At 62.0% G+C, this 18,468-nt stretch carries 14 protein-coding genes; 8 read left to right on the forward strand and 6 right to left on the reverse strand.

Annotation, left to right across the window (positions count from 1 at the left end; translation table 11 throughout):
* Positions 1 to 223 precede the first annotated feature (223 nt).
* From Q0L30_RS21815 to Q0L30_RS21830, 4 genes are all read left to right on the forward strand, one after another.
* A complete protein-coding gene (locus Q0L30_RS21815; RefSeq protein ID WP_296661730.1) occupies positions 224 to 1,672 on the forward strand; it encodes an ATP-dependent endonuclease in 1,449 nt (482 codons plus the stop codon).
* A gap of 169 nt (positions 1,673 to 1,841) precedes the next feature.
* Positions 1,842 to 2,429 carry a hypothetical protein gene (locus Q0L30_RS21820; protein WP_296661731.1) on the forward strand — a complete coding sequence of 196 codons (588 nt, stop codon included), beginning with the start codon at positions 1,842 to 1,844 and terminating at the stop codon, positions 2,427 to 2,429.
* Between the two features lie 595 nt (positions 2,430 to 3,024).
* Positions 3,025 to 3,846: a rhodoquinone biosynthesis methyltransferase RquA gene (rquA, locus tag Q0L30_RS21825; RefSeq protein ID WP_296661732.1), complete on the forward strand. Its 822-nt coding sequence runs from the start codon at positions 3,025 to 3,027 to the stop codon at positions 3,844 to 3,846.
* Positions 3,847 to 4,195: 349 nt separating this feature from the next.
* The gene (locus Q0L30_RS21830; RefSeq protein WP_296661780.1) at positions 4,196 to 6,157 is read left to right on the forward strand and encodes a propionate--CoA ligase; all 1,962 of its coding nucleotides are present in this window, start codon (positions 4,196 to 4,198) and stop codon (positions 6,155 to 6,157) included.
* 62 nt (positions 6,158 to 6,219) lie between these two features.
* On the opposite strand, the gene Q0L30_RS21835 is transcribed toward Q0L30_RS21830, so the two are convergent.
* Positions 6,220 to 7,032 (reverse strand): 5'-methylthioadenosine/adenosylhomocysteine nucleosidase, encoded by an 813-nt coding sequence (locus Q0L30_RS21835; protein ID WP_296661733.1) that lies wholly within the window; start codon positions 7,030 to 7,032, stop codon positions 6,220 to 6,222.
* Between the two features lie 45 nt (positions 7,033 to 7,077).
* Positions 7,078 to 9,459, reverse strand: coding sequence for a UvrD-helicase domain-containing protein (locus tag Q0L30_RS21840; RefSeq protein ID WP_296661734.1), 2,382 nt, complete (start codon positions 9,457 to 9,459; stop codon positions 7,078 to 7,080).
* A 244-nt stretch (positions 9,460 to 9,703) separates the two neighbouring features.
* Between Q0L30_RS21840 and Q0L30_RS21845 the strand changes: the two genes are divergently transcribed.
* A complete protein-coding gene (locus tag Q0L30_RS21845; protein WP_296661735.1) occupies positions 9,704 to 12,571 on the forward strand; it encodes a valine--tRNA ligase in 2,868 nt (955 codons plus the stop codon).
* A gap of 102 nt (positions 12,572 to 12,673) precedes the next feature.
* A complete protein-coding gene (gene galU, locus Q0L30_RS21850) occupies positions 12,674 to 13,555 on the forward strand; it encodes a UTP--glucose-1-phosphate uridylyltransferase GalU (RefSeq protein ID WP_296661736.1) in 882 nt (293 codons plus the stop codon).
* A 189-nt stretch (positions 13,556 to 13,744) separates the two neighbouring features.
* Here the strand turns inward: galU and Q0L30_RS21855 are convergent, their stop codons facing one another.
* The 4 genes from Q0L30_RS21855 to Q0L30_RS21870 form a co-directional block, all read right to left on the reverse strand.
* Positions 13,745 to 13,972 (reverse strand): sulfurtransferase TusA family protein, encoded by a 228-nt coding sequence (locus Q0L30_RS21855; protein ID WP_027815106.1) that lies wholly within the window; start codon positions 13,970 to 13,972, stop codon positions 13,745 to 13,747.
* A gap of 139 nt (positions 13,973 to 14,111) precedes the next feature.
* The gene (locus Q0L30_RS21860; RefSeq protein ID WP_296661737.1) at positions 14,112 to 15,185 is read right to left on the reverse strand and encodes a Gfo/Idh/MocA family oxidoreductase; all 1,074 of its coding nucleotides are present in this window, start codon (positions 15,183 to 15,185) and stop codon (positions 14,112 to 14,114) included.
* A 64-nt stretch (positions 15,186 to 15,249) separates the two neighbouring features.
* Positions 15,250 to 16,263, reverse strand: coding sequence for an inositol 2-dehydrogenase (iolG, locus tag Q0L30_RS21865; RefSeq protein WP_296661738.1), 1,014 nt, complete (start codon positions 16,261 to 16,263; stop codon positions 15,250 to 15,252).
* Positions 16,256 to 17,146 (reverse strand): MurR/RpiR family transcriptional regulator, encoded by an 891-nt coding sequence (locus tag Q0L30_RS21870; protein WP_296661739.1) that lies wholly within the window; start codon positions 17,144 to 17,146, stop codon positions 16,256 to 16,258. Before Q0L30_RS21870 ends, iolG begins: the two co-directional genes overlap by 8 nt.
* Here Q0L30_RS21870 and Q0L30_RS21875 point away from each other — a divergent pair.
* Positions 17,145 to 17,327, forward strand: a complete 183-nt coding sequence (locus tag Q0L30_RS21875) for a hypothetical protein (RefSeq protein ID WP_296661740.1) — start codon at positions 17,145 to 17,147, stop codon at positions 17,325 to 17,327. The genes Q0L30_RS21870 and Q0L30_RS21875 overlap by 2 nt on opposite strands.
* Before the next feature lie 71 nt (positions 17,328 to 17,398).
* The gene (locus Q0L30_RS21880; RefSeq protein ID WP_296661741.1) at positions 17,399 to 18,460 is read left to right on the forward strand and encodes a sugar ABC transporter substrate-binding protein; all 1,062 of its coding nucleotides are present in this window, start codon (positions 17,399 to 17,401) and stop codon (positions 18,458 to 18,460) included.
* The last annotated feature ends 8 nt before the right edge of the window (positions 18,461 to 18,468 follow it).

An 18,468-nucleotide genomic window follows, 5' to 3' on the forward strand; every position in this document is an offset into this window, starting at 1 on the left:
GTCATCCATATATGCACATTGCATCATGAGGTAGTCCGGCCGGCTCAGTTAGTAAAGACGTCGCCCGTTGTGAGAGAATCGGTCGATCAAGAAAACAGTACGGGGAGTAAGGGTGAGGTATCGCGAGAGCAGCATCGACAAAGACCTTCGGCAATGGTTTTCCAACGATTACACTAAGACTCTTCTTCGAGGAATACAGCTCACATCGGGTAGCCTACGGGGTGTGAACTCACTAGATATCACCTTTGACTATCCCATCACGGCATTTGCCGGCGTGAACGGGGCTGGAAAATCCACGATCCTCGCCCTTGCAAGCTGCGCGTACCATGCAGAAGAGGATGGTTTCAAATTGCCCCGAAGAAACCTCCCGTATTACACATTCTCCGATTTTTTCATCCAACACGCGAAAGAAATTCTTCCACAGGGAGTCGAGATTTACTACTCCTTTGCGTACGACAAGTGGAAATCAAATGCCGATATCCCGAATGGCATCGGCATCGGCGCGCAAGTTCGAAGAAAGAAAAAAGGCGGAAAATGGAACGATTACGATAGTAGATTCAAGAAATGTGTAATCTTCCTCGGTATTGAGCGTATCGTTCCACATAGCGAACGCAGTCAGTCACGCTCATACTCACGTTCATTTTCCGATGTAAAACTGAAAGGTTGGGAAGACAAGGTAAAACAAATAGTTGGAAATATCCTTGGAAAGAAGTACGATGATTTTCGATATTTGGAGCACTCCAAATACAGCTTGCCGCTCGTCAAAATCGGAAACCTCACCTATTCCGGATTCAATATGGGCGCCGGCGAAAATGCTCTTTTCGAAATCTTTTCTACCATCTACTCCTGCGGCCAACCGTCCCTTCTCGTTTTGGACGAAATTGAGCTTGGATTACATTCCAAGGCGCAACGGCTCTTTATGCAAGAGCTCAAAAAAGTCTGCAAAGAGACAGGCACTCAAGTCATCTGCACTACACATTCACGCGACATCTACGAGTGCTTGCCGGACGAAGCCAGGTATTTTGTCGAGTCAGTTGGCGGGAAAACGCGCATCACACAAGGTATCTCGGCTGATTTTGCGTTCTCCAAGATGGGGGCAAAGCGAAACTTCGAGTTGGATGTGTTCGTAGAAGACGAGGTTGCACAAGCCCTGATCGAAGAGGCACTTCCTGCCAGCACGCGCTCACGTATCAAAATCACGGTAATCGGATCCGCGACTGCGATTTCGAGACAACTAGCGGCCCTCTACGTCAGGGGCGAGGAACGAAACACAATTGCGGTGTTCGACGGCGACCAGAAGGCAAAGGAATCTGCGAACAGAAAACATGCAAGGCAAATGGCTGAAAATGTCGATTCGACATTTGATGGATGGTTCAAAGAACGTATCGCTTACCTGCCGGGTACGACATGGCCGGAATCATGGATCGTTGAAAAGTGCAGGGCCAACCTGACAGCGACAGCCAATATGTTGTCGATCGAGGACGAAGCAGACGCAAGCGACATACTCGGATACGGACTTCAGGCTGGAAAACACAACGAATTCCATGAAATCGCCAAGCACGTGGGGCTACGCAAAGACCAGGTGCTGCAGCGACTGACATCTGCGGCGAAGACCACGTCCCCCTCTGACTTCTCGCTGATCTCGAGTGCGATCACTGCGAAGCTGAGCTAGTGCATGGAAGGCCGAAAGTCGCATTTCGCTCCCTGCGGTCTTCCCAAATAACCTCCAGGCGTTGTCCTGGCGTCAACATTCAGCTATTGCGGTCCACCGTGCGAGTGATTCGTGCCGTTGAATTTCAATAGGAGCACTTCCTTCGACACACCAAATTATTCGACAAATCATGAGCAATCGCATCGAGGTGGCCGGCACGGATAGAGATTTACTCCCACACCGCGACATGGACCGCGTCCACGTTTTATACGCCCACTATTTTTTAGCTGCCGATTTAATGCGATCGCATTATGCAAAATTAAGAGATAAGTGGGACTCTCGGAATCAAATAAGCCAAAACAATCGCGTCAATTTCGGAATATATTTTTGCTCATGGTTAGGATTTCTCGGCGTTACTAGCGAAGGTTTTCGTGATCTGAATTTGCGCCTACTCCTTCAGCGTGAGCGTCCGGCCAGCTTTGCCGAATTAACAAATAAATCAGATGAGATCGGAAAAATCATGAAGAAGCACGAAGATCCACTTCGCAAATTCAGAAACGATGTCTTTCATCTCAGGAAAAACTCTGACGGCATGACAAAATTTCTCTCTGGTGAAGTTAACCGACTGGAATGGGCTGAAGAACTGCATGAGAAATTCTCTGAGTTTTTTTCTGAATATCGGATTTTATGTGAAGTTCACTACATCCTCAATGGCAGGAACAGCGAGTCACAGCTAGTGAAACAGGATTCGAAGCGTCGCAGAACTAGTACACCGTGAATCGGAGAATTTGAGCGCCCCATGGTGTGAAGCCGTGCTGGCCTCGGTCGACGAGCACCACAATTGCTACTCACACAATCCTAGCTACACGATCCTGGAGGTCTACGGAATCTCGTTTTCTGAACGATTGCGACCAGCGTTTGCAAACTGTGGATTCTCGCTCTTCGAAAATAAGTACTACGGGTTTCGTGCGTGTAAATCCTGACCAAATGCGGAAAACCCGACTGCGATCGACCGCTTTAGGAAACCCTGTCCGTCCGTACCGGCTCGATCCGATCCCAACCCATTCCGCTCCCACAGCGAGCATCGATTTCCCGAACCGCAACATTGATCACAGGATTTGATTCATGTCTATTCAGATCGCATCAGCCACCCTCGATTGATGCAGATCATTGGTACGCGTTCCTGTGTGGAACAGACTGGAAGTGACCGGACGGGCGATTATGCGACGGCCCAATTGCACAGACTTCCCGGAGCAAATAGCTCGCGCAGGGCCGTCACACCTGCCGGTAGTGGTTCTTCAGCTTTACAGAGTCGCCAGCCAGGGTCGCACCCGCTATCGCATGCGCTTAGTAATGCTTTTCGATATCACGCCATGATTAAAAACCTGCACAATGCTCCTGCTCTCATTGAAGCCAGCGTCGCGAAAAATCCAGCCGCCGATCATGGAGGCCGGATTTTAGACAGCGACGATCATCGCCCAGACAGAACTCCGACGACAAGTGACGGTATTTCCGATTACGGCATACCGATCCCTGAGTACCTCCGTCGCGTGTATTCGTACTTTTACATCAAGCCGTGGGCTATTCGATTATTCGAGCGGCCATGGCTCGTGAATCTGATCCTCTGGGGCTGGTACCGGAATCTGGGTAACGCTGCGCTCGAAGCGCTTGGCGTCAAACTCCGCGGCGCAACCATCCAGATCGGCTGCGCTTACGGCAACCTGACGCAAAGACTCGCCTCGCAACTTTCAGCTGCGGGCGGCCGCCTCGACGTGGTCGACATCGTCGAAGGGCAGTTGCGCAACATGAAGGCGAAACTGGATCCGAAGGCTCCGGTGCGCGGCCTGTGCATGAATTCCGCCGATCTCAAGATCCCGGACGCCACCTACGACCGTGGCCTGCTGTTCATGCTGCTCCACGAGATGCCGCAAGATGTGCGCGCCGCCACGCTCAACGAAGCGCTACGCGTCATCAAACCGGGCGGAAAGCTGGTGATCGTAGATTTCGCGCCTTGCTCGCGCTGGCATCCGCTCAAATATCTCTGGCAAGTGCCATTAAGCGTGCTGGAACCGTTCGCACCCGATATCTGGACCCAACCGATCGAGCACTGGCTGCCCGAGTCGCATCGCGACAAGATCGTCGCCAGGACTTTCTACTTCGGGCGGTTCTATCAACGTATCGTGATCGAAGTCTGAACGCGTCGAACCCTCGTTTTATTTTGAAGGCGCCCGGTCGTGCCGCACCGTCCCGACCGGGCGTTTCAGGTTCTAAAAGCCTGCAGCCCCTCAACGTTGATGCAGATCAAAACGCGGCACAGTCTGGGATCGCGCCGGTTTGAAGGCTCGCATCGAAACATCGGCACGCGGCTGCATCGGCGGCACTGCACCGCGATGCCCGCACGCACCGCAGCATAAGGGTCGCGCGCCGCCCGCCACTGCGCCGCGCGTACGCGGGCGCATCGAACCACGCGTCGAAGATCGGGCGCGACACCGCCAAAACCGTGCAGCGCATCATGGAGAACCCGCGTTGCCCGCCTGAGCCGCACTGCTCTATTCTGCGAAAAAACCCACAAAACCAGGCAGGACGACCGCCCCCCGAAGGAGTGTTTTCATGCGCAGCTACCGCGACTTTCACCGCGAATCGATTGCCGACCCCGAGAACTTCTGGCGGCGCGAAGCCTCGCGCATCCATTGGGAAACGCCATTCGACGCCGTGCTCGACCGCTCGAACCCGCCCTTCGCGCGCTGGTTCTGCGGTGGCCGCACGAATCTGTGCTTCAACGCGGTCGATCGCCATCTCGCCGAGCGCGCGCAGCAAAACGCACTCGTCTATGTTTCGACCGAAACCGGCATCGAGCACCGCTACACCTACGCCGAACTCCACGCCGAAGTGAACCGCATGGCCGCCGTGATGCGCTCGCTCGGCGTGAAGCGCGGCGAGCGCGTGCTGATCTATCTGCCGATGATCCCCGAGGCGGTGTTCGCCGTGCTCGCGTGCGCGCGGCTCGGCGCGATCCATTCGGTCGTGTTCGGCGGCTTCGCCGCGCCCTCGCTCGCGGCGCGCATCGACGATGCGAAGCCCGTGCTGATCGTCAGCGCCGATGCGGGCGCGCGCGGCGGCAAGGTGATCGACTACACGCCGCTCGTCGACGAAGCGATGTCACGCGCGCAGCACGCGCCCTCGCGCGTACTGCTGATCGACCGGCAACTCGCGCCCGAGCGCCTGAAGGCGAGCTATATCGTCGACTACGCGCCGCTGCGCGAGCAGTACCACGACGTCCAGGTCCCGTGCGAATGGCTCGAATCGAACGAGCCGTCGTACATCCTCTACACCTCGGGCACGACCGGCAAGCCCAAGGGCGTGCAGCGCGACGTCGGCGGCTATGCCGTGGCGCTGGCGTCGTCGATGGAATACATCTTCGAAGGCCGCGCGGGCGACACGATGTTCACCGCCTCGGATATCGGCTGGGTGGTCGGGCACAGCTACATCATCTATGCGCCGCTCCTCGCGGGCATGACGACCGTGATGTACGAAGGCACGCCGATCCGCCCCGATGGCGGCGTCTGGTGGCGCCTCGTCGAGCAGCATCGCGTGAACCTCATGTTCACCGCGCCGACCGCGATCCGCGTGCTCAAGAAGCAGGACCCGGCGCTGTTGCGCGCCGCCGATCTGTCGAGCCTGCGCACGCTGTTCCTCGCAGGCGAGCCGCTCGACGAGCCGACCGCCGAGTGGATCTCGGAAGCGCTCGACAAGCCCGTGGTCGACAATTACTGGCAAACCGAAACCGGCTGGCCGATGCTCGCGATCCAGCGCGGCGTCGAAGTGCTGCCGCAAAAGCTCGGCTCGCCTGGCGTGCCCGTCTACGGCTACAACCTCACGCTGCGCAATGAGCACACGGGCGAGCCGTGCGCAACGGGCGAGAAAGGCGTGATCACGCTGGGCTATCCGCTGCCGCCGGGCTGCATGCAGACGGTCTGGGGCGACGACGCGCGCTTCGTGAAGACGTACTGGGAAAGCGTGCCTGGCGAGCAGGTCTATTCGACGTTCGACTGGGGCGTGCAGGACGACAACGGCTACGTGACGATCCTCGGCCGCACCGACGACGTCATCAACGTCGCCGGCCACCGGCTCGGCACGCGCGAAATCGAGGAAGCGATTTCCTCGCATGCGGCGGTGGCAGAAGTTGCCGTCGTGGGCGTGAACGATGCGCTAAAGGGCCAGGCCGCGCTCGCGTTTGTCGTGCTGCGCGATGCGGGCGCGAGCGCCGATCCGGCTGCGGCAAAGACGCTCGAAGTGGCGATTGCGTCGACGGTCGATCGTCATCTCGGCGCCATCGGGCGGCCCGCACGCGTGCATTTCGTCGGCGCGCTGCCGAAGACGCGTTCGGGCAAACTGCTGCGCCGTGCAATCGCCGCGCTCGCCGAGGGTCACGAGCCGGGCGATCTGCCGACGATCGAAGACGCGTCGGCGCTGCAGCAGATCCGCGAGGCCGTGGCGCGCGCGTAGCCGTTAAGTCGCAGGTGCGTGGCCAAAGCGCCGGTTCTCCGGCGCTTCAGTGACTCAGCGCCTCAGCGCGGTGTCGATGCGTACGCAACGAGGAAGCGCTTGAGGATGCCCGTGGAATAGGTACCCGCGATATCGGTGAGAAAACTCGCGAACGAGATGCTCGCGTGTTCGTCGGCGGTATCCGAAATCGTGCGCACCACCGCGCACGGCACGCCGTATTCGTGGCAGACCTGCGCGATGGCCGCGCCTTCCATTTCGACCGCGAGCGCATCGGGTTGCGCTGCGCGCAATGCAGCGACCGCCTGCGCGCTCGCGACGAACTGATCGCCGCTGATCACGAGCCCGCGATGCACGCGCGGCGTCGCCGTCTTGAAGTGCGCGGCGAGCGCCGTGCCCTCTTGCTCCACGAAACGCTCGCACGCATCGGCGAGCGCCTGCGAAAGCGTGCGGTCGGCATCGAAGCGCGCGCGCCCAAGCAGCGGAATCTCGAAGCGCGGAAAGAGCGGCTCGGCGTTCATGTCGTGCTGAAGCAGCGTTTCGCCGACCACGATGTCGCCGATATGCACCGAAGCGCCGACACCGCCCGCGACCCCCGTAAACACGATGGCTTCGACGTCGAACTCATGGATCAGTGCGCTCGTCGTGGCCGCTGCCGCGACCTTGCCGATGCGCGCGAGCGTCACGACGCAGGGCACGCCGTGCACGGTGCCGACGTGATAGTCGCGCTTGCCGTGCGTGCGCGTAACGACGCCCGATTCGGCCTGCATCGCCGCGATGAGGTCGCCCAGTTCTTCGGGCAGTGCGGCGAGCACGCCCAGCGGACGCACGGCCGCATCCTTCGTCATGTTCGACGTTGCGTTCTTCGTTGAATTCATCGCTTTCTTTTTTTCGTTGAGGTTCAGTCGGGCCGAAGCACCGGGTCATTCCACCGGCTGCAGCTTCGCCACTGCAAGCGCGAGCCACTTCTCGCCGTGACGCTTGAAGCGGACCTGCGCCTTCGCGTCCGTGCCGCTGCCTTCGAGCGCGGTGATCGTACCTTCGCCGAACTTCGTGTGGAAGACCTGCTGGCCGACGCGAAAGCCCGTCTCGGCCGCGCGTTGCTCGTTGGCGAACGACGGCAGCGGCGCCTTGTCCGGCACGTAGGCATCGCGCTCGCGGCTTCCGCCACCGCTGTTTCCACCACCATTTCCACCCGAGCGCCCGAACCAGTCGCGGCCCCAGCCCGCGTTGTCGGAGCGTCCGCCCCAGCGCGCGCCCGCCTCGACCTTCGGCGTGAGCCACTTGAGCGTCTCTTGCGGCAGTTCGTCGAAAAAGCGCGAACGCACGTTATAGCGCGTCTGTCCGTGCAAGAGACGGCTTTGCGCGAACGACAGATAGAGCCGCTCCTTCGCGCGCGTGATCGCGACGTACATCAGGCGGCGCTCTTCTTCGAGGCCATCGGCTTCCATCGCGCTGTTCTCGTGCGGGAACAGCCCTTCTTCGAGGCCGGTAATGAACACGGCCGTAAATTCGAGGCCTTTCGCCGCGTGCACGGTCATCAACTGCACCGCATCCTGGCCCGCCTGCGCCTGGTTGTCGCCCGCTTCGAGCGATGCATGCGAGAGAAAGCCCGCGAGCGGCGTCATGACGTCGGGATTCTGCGCGGGATCGGTGATTGCGGGCGCATCGATCACTTCGATTTCGCCGTCGAGCGACACGATCTCCGGCGCCGACGTTGCTCCCGGGCGCAGCGGAATCGAGCGCGCGGGCGTATCGAGCCCATAGCCTTCTTCGCTCACGAACGCCGTTGCCGCGTTGACGAGTTCCTGCAAGTTCTCCAGCCGGTCCTGGCCTTCGCGCTCGTTCTGATAGAAGTCGGCGAGACCGCTCATGCGCACCGTGTATTCGACCGTTTCGGGCAGGCTCAATTGCGCCGTCTCGGCGCGCATCTTCGCGATCAGGTTCGCGAACGACGCAAGGCTCGATCCGGCCTTGCCGGTGACGTAGGGAATCGCCGCCGCCATCGAGCAGTTATAGAGGCGCGCCGCGTCCGCGAGCTGTTCGATGGAACGCGCGCCGATGCCGCGCGTCGGGAAGTTCACGACGCGCGCGAACGCGGTGTCGTCGTTCGGGTTGTCGATGAGGCGCAGATACGCGAGCGCGTGCTTGACTTCCTGACGCTCGAAAAAGCGCAGGCCGCCATACACCTTGTACGGGATGCCCGCGTTCACGAGCGTGTGCTCGATCGTGCGCGACTGCGCGTTGCTGCGATAGAGCACGGCAACCTCGTGGCGCGCGAGCCCCTGATTCACGAGCGCGCGAATCTCCTCGACGATCCAGCCCGCTTCCTGCGAATCGGTCGCCGCCTCGTAGACGCGCACCGGCTCGCCGTGGCCCGCGTCGGTGCGCAGGTTCTTGCCGAGGCGGCGCGCGTTGTGCGCAATCAGATGATTCGCGGCATCGAGGATATGACCGTGCGAGCGGTAGTTCTGCTCCAGCTTGATCATGTGCTTCACGCGGAATTCGTTCTCGAAGTCGCGCATATTGCCCACGTTCGCACCGCGAAACGCGTAGATGGACTGGTCGTCGTCGCCCACCGCGAAGATGGCGTTGTTTGCGCCCGCAAGCAGTTTCAGCCACGCGTATTGAAGCTTGTTCGTGTCCTGGAACTCGTCCACGAGGATGTCGCGAAAGCGCGCCTGATAGTGCGCGCGCAACGGCGGATTGTGCGCGAGCAGTTCGTAGCAGCGCAGCAGGAGTTCCGCGAAATCGACCACGCCTTCGCGCTGGCACTGCTGGTCGTAGGCTTCGTAGAGTTCGACGAACTTGCGGTTGAAGCTGTCGGTGACGTCGACATCCTTCGGCCGCAGGCCCTGCTCTTTCGCGTTGTTGATGAAGTACTGGAGATTCTTCGGCGGATATTTCTCGTCGTCGACGTTCAAGCCCTTCATCAGGCGCTTGATGGCCGATAGCTGGTCGGCCGTGTCGAGGATCTGGAACGTCTGCGGCAGACCCGCGTCGCGGAAATGCGCGCGCAGCATGCGGTTGCACAGGCCGTGGAAGGTGCCGATCCACATGCCGCGCGTGTCGATGGGCAAGAGCGCCTGGAGGCGTCCCATCATTTCGCGCGCGGCCTTGTTCGTGAACGTGACGCCGAGGATCGTCGCGGGCGACGCGAGCCCCTGCTGGATCAGCCACGCAATGCGCGTGATCAGCACGCGCGTCTTGCCGCTGCCGGCCCCGGCCAGGATGAGCGCCGGTTCATTCGGCAATGTGACGGCGGCGAGTTGTTCGGGGTTCAGATTCGCGAGCAGATCGGGCATGTGGTGCGCAGGCAGTGATGACGCGCGCGGTGGGCGCGCCGGAAGATGGCAGAGCGCCATTATAAATCCCGCGTGTGGCGACCGCGGCGGGCGGCGGGTCCGCGGCGACCGTCCCACGCGCGGCGCGCAAATCGGCGCTCGCGGCGATCCCGGGTCCTTGCGCTGGCCGGCCGCGCCACGGCGGGGACCGAACTACCCCTTATAATCGAGGGTTTCCGCATCCTTTTTTCGGCAGATCCCACCCATGAGCGACAGCACGCTAGCGAAAAGCTTCGAGCCCCAGACGATCGAGGCCCAATGGGGCCCCGAATGGGAGCGCCGCGGCTACGCCGCCGCGACCTTCACGCCCGGCCGCAACAACTTCTCGATCCAGTTGCCGCCGCCCAACGTCACCGGCACGCTGCACATGGGGCACGCGTTCAACCAGACGATCATGGATGGCCTCACGCGCTATCACCGCATGCTCGGCGACAACACGCTGTGGGTCCCCGGCACCGACCACGCGGGCATCGCCACGCAGATCGTCGTCGAACGCCAGCTCGACGCCCAGAAAATTTCGCGCCACGATCTCGGCCGCGAAAAGTTCGTCGAACGCGTATGGGAATGGAAGCAGCAGTCGGGCTCCACGATCACGGGCCAGGTGCGGCGCCTTGGCGCATCGATCGACTGGCCGCGCGAATACTTCACGATGGACGACAAGATGTCGGCCGCCGTGCGCGACGTTTTCGTGCGCCTCTATGAACAGGGCCTGATCTACCGCGGCAAGCGCCTCGTGAACTGGGATCCGGTTCTGCTCACGGCCGTCTCCGACCTCGAAGTCGCAAGCGAAGAGGAAAACGGGCATCTGTGGCACCTGCGCTATCCGCTCTCGGACGGCTCGGGTCACCTGACCGTTGCGACGACGCGTCCCGAAACCATGCTCGGCGATACGGCCGTGATGGTTCATCCCGAGGACGAGCGCTACGCGCACCTGATCGGCAAGACCGTGAAGCTGCCGCTCGCGGATCGCGAAATCCCCATCATCGCGGACGACTACGTCGACCGCGAATTCGGCACGGGTGTCGTGAAAGTCACGCCCGCGCACGACTTCAACGACTACCAGGTCGGCCTGCGCCACGGCCTGCCGATGATCGAGATCCTCACGCTCGACGCGAAGATCAACGCCAACGCACCGGAAAAATACCGCGGCCTCGACCGCTTCGAGGCGCGCAAGCAGGTCGTCGCCGACTTCGAGGCGCTCGGCCTGCTCGACTCGGTGCAGCCGCACAAGCTGATGGTGCCGCGCGGCGACCGCACGGGCGTCGCCATCGAGCCGATGCTGACCGACCAATGGTTCGTCGCGATGAGCAAGCCCGCGCCGGAGGGCACGTTCAACCCGGGCAAGTCGATCGCCGAAGCCGCGCTCGACGTCGTGCGCAACGGCCAGATCAAATTCGTGCCGGAAAACTGGACCACGACCTACTATCAGTGGCTCGAAAACATCCAGGACTGGTGCATCTCGCGCCAGCTCTGGTGGGGCCACCAGATCCCGGCGTGGTACGGCGAAAACGGCGAAATCTTCGTCGCGAAGACCGAGGAAGAGGCCCGCGCGCAGGCCGGGGCAAAGGGCTACAAGGGCGCGCTCAAGCGCGACGAAGACGTGCTCGACACGTGGTTCTCGTCGGCGCTCGTGCCGTTCTCGTCACTCGGCTGGCCCGAGGAAACCCCGGAACTGAAGGCGTTCCTGCCCTCCTCCGTGCTCGTGACGGGCTTCGACATCATCTTCTTCTGGGTTGCGCGCATGGTCATGATGACCACGCACTTCACCGGCAAGGTGCCGTTCGATACCGTGTACGTGCACGGCCTCGTGCGCGACGCCGAGGGCCAGAAGATGTCGAAGAGCAAGGGCAATACGCTCGACCCGATCGATATCGTCGACGGCATCGACCTCGAAGCGCTCGTCGCCAAGCGCACCACGGGCCTCATGAATCCGAAGCAGGCCGCCAGCATCGAAAAGAAGACGCGCAAGGAGTTTCCGGACGGCATCGCCGCGTTCGGCACGGACGCACTGCGCTTCACGATGGCGTCGATGGCCACGCTGGGCCGCAACGTCAACTTCGATCTCGCGCGCTGCGAGGGCTACCGCAACTTCTGCAACAAGCTGTGGAACGCCACGCGTTTCGTGCTGATGAACTGCGAAGGCCACGACTGCGGCTTCTCGAAGCCGGGCCCGTGCGAACCGGGCGATTGCGCCCCGGGCGGCTACACGCACTTCTCGCAGGCCGACCGCTGGATCGTCTCGCTGCTGCAGCGCGTGGAAGCGGAAGTGGCGAAGGGTTTCGCCGATTATCGCTTCGACAATGTGGCCAACGCCCTGTACAAGTTTGTCTGGGACGAATACTGTGACTGGTATCTGGAACTCGCGAAGGTGCAGATCCAGAGCGGTACGCCCGAGCAGCAGCGCGCGACGCGCCGCACGCTGTTGCGCGTGCTGGAAACGGTGCTGCGCCTCGCGCATCCGGTGATTCCGTTCATCACGGAAGCGCTCTGGCAAAAGGTTGCGCCGCTCACCGACGCGTATCCGCGCGACGTGGCCGCCGGCGCGGCGTCGATCATGGTGCAGCCGTATCCTGTCGCCGAACCGAAGAAGATCGATGAAACCGCCGAACAGTGGGCCGCCGACCTGAAGGCCGTGATCGACGCGTGCCGGAACCTGCGCGGCGAGATGAACCTGTCGCCCGCAACGAAGGTGCCGCTGCTGGCCACCGGCAACGCGGAGCGGCTCGCGACCTTCGCCCCGTACGCGCAGGCGCTCGCGCGCCTGTCCGAGGTCCAGATCATCGCCGACGAAGCGGCACTCGATGCAGCGTCGGCAGGCGCGCCGGTTGCGATCGTTGGAACTGACAAGCTGGTGCTGAAGGTCGAGATCGATGTCGCAGCCGAACGCGAGCGGCTCTCGAAAGAGATCGCCCGCCTGACGAATGAAGTGGCGAAATGCGACGCGAAGCTCGGAAATGAGAGTTTCGTTGCGAAAGCACCCGCCTCGGTCGTTGAGCAGGAGCAGAAAAGACTGGCAGAATATCGGGCCACGTTGGACAAGCTGACCGCGCAGCTCGATCGGCTGCCGGCCTGAGCGCCTATCCGGCAAACAGGATGCGACGCGCGGCACTCTACAGGACGCCGCGCTGCCGCCAGGAACAGCATCAGGACCAGCATCAGGACCAGGACTAGAGCCATGCTAAAAGTTACAAAAGCAGTATTCCCTGTGGCGGGCCTCGGCACGCGCTTTCTTCCGGCTACGAAGGCAAGCCCGAAGGAAATGCTGCCGATCGTCGACAAGCCGTTGATCCAGTACGCCGTCGAGGAAGCGGTCGCGGCGGGCATCACCGAGATGATCTTCGTGACCGGGCGCAGCAAGCGCGCGATCGAGGACCATTTCGACAAGTCCTATGAGATCGAAGCGGAACTGGAAGCGCGCGGCAAGGCAAAACTGCTGGAACTGGTCCGCGGCATCAAGCCGAACAACGTCGACTGCTTTTACGTGCGTCAGCCCGAAGCGCTCGGCCTGGGCCACGCGGTGCTGTGCGCGGAAAAGCTCGTGGGCGACAACCCGTTCGCCGTGATTCTCGCCGACGACCTGCTCTACGGCACGCCGCCCGTCATGAAGCAGATGGTGGATGTGTTCGACCACTACCATAGCTCGGTGATCGGCGTGGAAGAGATTCCGCCTTCGGAGACGCGCTCGTACGGCATCGTCGACGGCAAGGAATGGGAAGACGCGATCGTCAAGCTTTCAGGCATCGTCGAAAAACCGGCGCCCGAAGTCGCACCGTCGAACCTCGGCGTGGTCGGCCGCTACGTGCTCAAGCCGCGTATTTTCGACCATCTGCGCTCGCTCAAGCCCGGTGCGGGCGGCGAATTGCAGCTCACGGACGCAATCCAGTCGCTGCTCGCCGATGAGCAGGTGCTCGCGTACAAATACCACGGCACGCGTTTCGACTGCGGCAGCAAGCTCGGCTATCTGAAGGCCACCGTCGAGTTCGCGCTGCGCCACCCGGAAGTGGCGACCGAATTCGCCGAATATCTGCACACGCGCAAGCCGGTCATGGAAGGCTAAGCGCCGCGCGTGTCACGGCACGCGCTGCAAATTAAATGGCCCGCGATGAACGCGGGCCATTTTTTTATTCACGTTTTAATTCACGTTTTAATTCACGTTTTAATTCACGCTTTAATTCACGTTTTTGTTCGCGCCTTCATTCGCGCACCTGGCGCAGGCGGCGTGCGGAACAGAAAAGCGTACCGGCATTCAGCGCCGGCGCATCAGAAAGACGAACGTCTTGTCCTGCTGCGTGCTTTCGACGATCTCGTTGCCCGTCTGCTTCGCAAACGCGGCGAAATCGCGCTGCGAGCCGGGGTCGGTCGCAAGCACCTTGAGAATCTGGCCGCTTTCCATGTCGGCGAGCGCCTTCTTGGCGCGCAGGATCGGCAGCGGGCAGTTCAGCCCGCGCGCATCCACTTCCTTGTGAACCTGAATCTGCATCGGGGTAGGATCCTTCGAGTGACGCGCCGGAGGCGGCGCATGCGACAGGCTCGATTTTACCGCACGCGTGCTCCATCCTCCGGGGCGGCGCGTCGCACATGCCGGCGCATGCCCTGCGCTGTTTACGCAGCGTTCACAGCAAAACGGCTCGCCCGGTATGCAGCGACTCGCGCAGTGCGAGGCCGATTCGCGTCGCCTCCAGTGCATCTTCGAGCGTCGCGCCCTGCCCCGCCGGTTGCTCATCATTCTGCCCGCCCACGCCCACGCCTTCACGCGCACGCACCGCCGCCACGAACGCCTGCGCCTCGATCAGAAACGCCTCCTCGAAACGGTCGAAGAACGTAGGCGTGCATTCGCTGCGCACGCCGAGCGCATCGTAAATCTCGACGCGACTGGCACGCGGAATGTGTCCGATCGCAAGCGCACCCGCCGTGCCGATCACCTCGCTCGACGTGTCGTTGCCGTGCGCCATCGTGCGCGACGCGTAGAACATCGCCAGTGCGCCGCCTTCGAATTCGCAGATCGCGACGCCATTGTCCACGTCGCCCGCCGCGCGCAGCCCCTCGTGCAGCGCAATCGTGCCGCTCGCGAAGACGCGCGTCGTACGAGGCTTGCCGAGCAGCCAGCGCGCCACGTCGATGTCGTGCACCGTGCAGTCGAGGAAGACGCCGCCCGATTGCGGCGCGAAACGCACGAAGAAGCCGCCTGGATCGTTGAGGTCGCAAGTTTGCGAACGCACCAGAAACGGCCGCCCGATTGCGCCTGCGCGCAGCTTGGCGAACGCGTCGCGATAGCTCGGATCGAAGCGGCGCATGAAGCCGATGGTCACCTGTTGACTGTCGTGGCGGCGCGCTTCCTCCACGACGCGCTCGCACTCGGCGACGTCGAGCGAAAGCGGTTTTTCGCAGAACACGTGCTTGCCCGCGCGCAACGCGTCGACGATCTGCTGCGCGTGCAGCGCCGAAGGCGTGACGATCCACACGGCGTCGATGGTTGCGTCCGCAAGCAATGCCGCGTAATCAGCGTAAAAGCGCGCTTCGGGCAGCGCCTCGCGCGCCCACGCGAGATCGTCGTCGAGCGGACTGCACGCCGCCGCGAGCGTCGCGCCCGGCACGCGGTACGCAAGATTGAGCGCATGCCGCCGCCCGAGCCGCCCAAGTCCCGCCACGCCCACGCGCAACGGCCGGGCCCGTTCTGTCGTCTGCATCGTTCGCCTCCCTCCGTACGGTCGATCAGCGGCTCGCGCACAAGCGCGCGAGCCGAAAGCGCGCTCAGCCGCCGAGTTTCACCACGCGTCCTTCGCGCCACGACAGCGCCGCGGCCTCGGCGAGTTCGAGCGCCTTGAGTCCGTCCGCAACCGTCGTGCGTACCGGCGTGCCGTGCATCACCGCATCGTGGAAATGCGCCATTTCGCTTGCGTAGGCCGCGCGATAACGTTCGAGAAAAAACGCCTCCGGCACGTCCTGCGACACCGCCTGCTTCGACCACGCCACGACTTCGGTCGGCCTCACGTTGCCCGCCTGGAGCATGCCGTTGCTGCCGAGAATTTCGAAGCGCTGGTCGTAACCATAAGCCGCGCGGCGCGCCGTATTGATCTGGCAAAGCCGCCCGCGCTTCGTGCGGATCGTCACCGCCGTCGAGTCGATGTCGCCAGCCTCGGCGATGGCGGGATCGGACAGGCAACTGCCGGTTGCGTGCACGGTGTCGGCTTCGTCATCGAGAATCCAGCGGAAGATATCGAAGTCGTGAATCAGCATGTCCTTGAAAATGCCGCCCGAGTGCCGGATGTAGTCGATCGGCGGCGCCCCCGGATCGCGGCTCGTGACGACGAGCATTTCCGGCGTGCCGATCTCGCCCGCTTCGATGCGCGCCTTCAGCGCCGCGAAGGTGGGATCGTAGCGGCGCTGAAAGCCGATCATGGCGACCACACCCGCGCGCTCCACGGCCTGCGCGCACGCGCGCGCGCGCTCGACCGTGAGATCGACGGGCTTTTCGCAGAAGATGTGTTTACCGGCCGCCGCCGATCTGAGAATCAGTTCTGAATGCGTATCGGTGCTGGAGCAGATCACGGAAGCACCAATCGACGCATCGCCGAGCGCACCGTCGATGTCGGCCACCTGCGCGCCGTGCTGCGCGGCGAGCGCGGCGGCGGCTTCGCGGTTCACGTCGATCACGTATTTGAGCCGCACGCCTTGCTGGCGCGCGAGATTCGCCGCGTGAATGCGGCCGATGCGTCCCGCGCCGAATACCGCCGCGTCCAGCGTCTTGCCTGCGTTTTCAGTCATCGTAGCCTCCTGTGTCGGTCGATTCTTCGACATTCAGTTCGAGCCGGTACGCAAGCGCGATAAAGAGCGCCTGGCACAGGCAGAAAGTGCTGGTGAGCGAGCGGAACGCAAACGCGCTCCCCTCCTTCACGTAGAGGTGGGCATCCGCGTGGCGCGCGAGCGGCGAGAGCTGGCTGTCGGTAATGACGAGCGTTTTCGCGTGGTGCTGCTGCGCGACGCGCAGGCAATATTGCGTTTCCTTGCCGTACGGCGCGAAGCTGATCGCCATCACGACATCGCCCTTCTTCACGCTGCGGATCTGCTCGTGATACATGCCGCCGAGCCCCGAGACGAGATGCACGCGCTTGCGCGTGTGCTGCAGCGCGTAGACGATATAGCTCGCCACCGGAAACGAACGCCGCACGCCGATCACGTAAATGTTGTCGGCCTGTTCGAGCATCTTTACCGCTGCGTCGAACTGCGCGTCGTCGAGTCCCGCTTCGAGTTCGTCGAGCCCGCTGCGGCACGCGCCGATGAATTCCCGCGCCACCGCCCCGCCGAGATCCGGGCTCGCCTTGCCTGCTTTCGCGTCGATCAACTGACGAATGCGCGCCTGGTAGCTCGTGGCCGACGTGCCCTGGCCCGCATACGCCTGACGAAACACGGCCTGCAGATCCGAGAAACCCGAAAAGCCGAGGCGCTGCGCAAAGCGGACCACGGCTGAAGGATGCACGCCGCAGCTCGCGGCGATGTCGCTCGTGCGGTCCATCATCACGCTCGCGCGGTGCTGTTCGATGTAGTTTGCGACGCTCTTCAACTGACGCGGCAGCGCATCGTATTCGTGTGCGATGCGCTGCATCAATTCGTCGACGCCCGCTACGACATCGGTTGTTTCATCCGCCATGATCCGTTTTCCTCTCTGGTTGCCGCAGCGCCGCAAAACCCTTGCCGGGCGCGGCATCCGCGGCATGCCGACGCTGCCGATTATAGGAAGGCTCACGTATGAATGGAACATATTTTCCATTTTTATTTACGGTGAAATATTAATTGCATCCGCTTCGGTGATGACCTACTCTTCTCGATGAGCGGGGTGGCCTCGACTCGCGAAGCCGTCCGGTTCATCCCTAAAAACGACAGACCGAGAAAGGTGGAGACAATGACTGAACGCAAGGGCAAGGCAATGCTCAAGCGGCTCGCGGCGACGCTCGCGCTCGCTGCCGGGCTGGGTTCGCTGTCGATGCTCGCCGTGCCGTCGGCACAGGCCGCCGACGCGCACTTCGTACTGATCAGCCACGCGCCGGATTCGGATTCGTGGTGGAACACCATCAAGAACGCCATCAAGCAGGCCGACGAGGACTTCAACGTCGAGACCGACTACCGCAACCCGCCGAACGGCGACATCGCCGACATGGCGCGTCTGATCGAGCAGGCCGCCGCGCGTAACTACGACGGCGTGGCCACGACGATTGCCGACTTCGACGTGCTCAAGAGCTCGATCGGCAAGGTCACCGAAAAGAAGATTCCGCTCGTCACGCTCAATTCCGGCACTGAAGAGCAAAGCGCGAAGCTCGGCGCGATCATGCACGTCGGGCAGCCCGAATACGTCGCCGGGCAGGCCGCAGGCGAAAAAGCCAAGGCTGCGGGCGTCAAGTCATTCCTCTGCGTGAATCACTTCGCGACGAATTCCGTGTCGTTCGACCGCTGCCGCGGCTTCGCGGACGGCATCGGCGTCGACTACAAGAGCTCCACCATCGATACCGGCACCGACCCGACCGAGATCCAGTCGAAGGTCAGCGCGTATCTGCGTAACCACCCGAACACGGGCGCGATTCTGACGCTCGGTCCGGTTCCGGCTGCCGCCACCCTGAAGGCGGTCCAGCAGATGGGCCTCGCGGGCAAGATCTATTTCGCGACGTTCGACTTCTCCGACGACATCGCAAAGGCGATCCGCGCGGGCACGATCCAGTTCGCCATCGATCAGCAGCCGTACCTGCAAGGCTATATCCCGGTTGCGGTGCTCGCCATCGCGAAGAAGGAACACACGACCGACCCGGTGAAGATCCGCCAGCTGCTCGAAGCGAATCCGAAGTTCAAGCAGCGTCTGGAGACCTACGGCCTGCAACCGTCGTACGGCAAGCGCGATATCCGCTCGGGCCCGGGCTTTATCACGAAGGAGAACCTCGACAAGGTCGTGAAGTACGCGGGTCAGTACCGCTGATTTGCGGT

This window comes from Paraburkholderia sp. (assembly GCF_024281035.1).
Classification (GTDB): Bacteria; Pseudomonadota; Gammaproteobacteria; order Burkholderiales; family Burkholderiaceae; genus Paraburkholderia.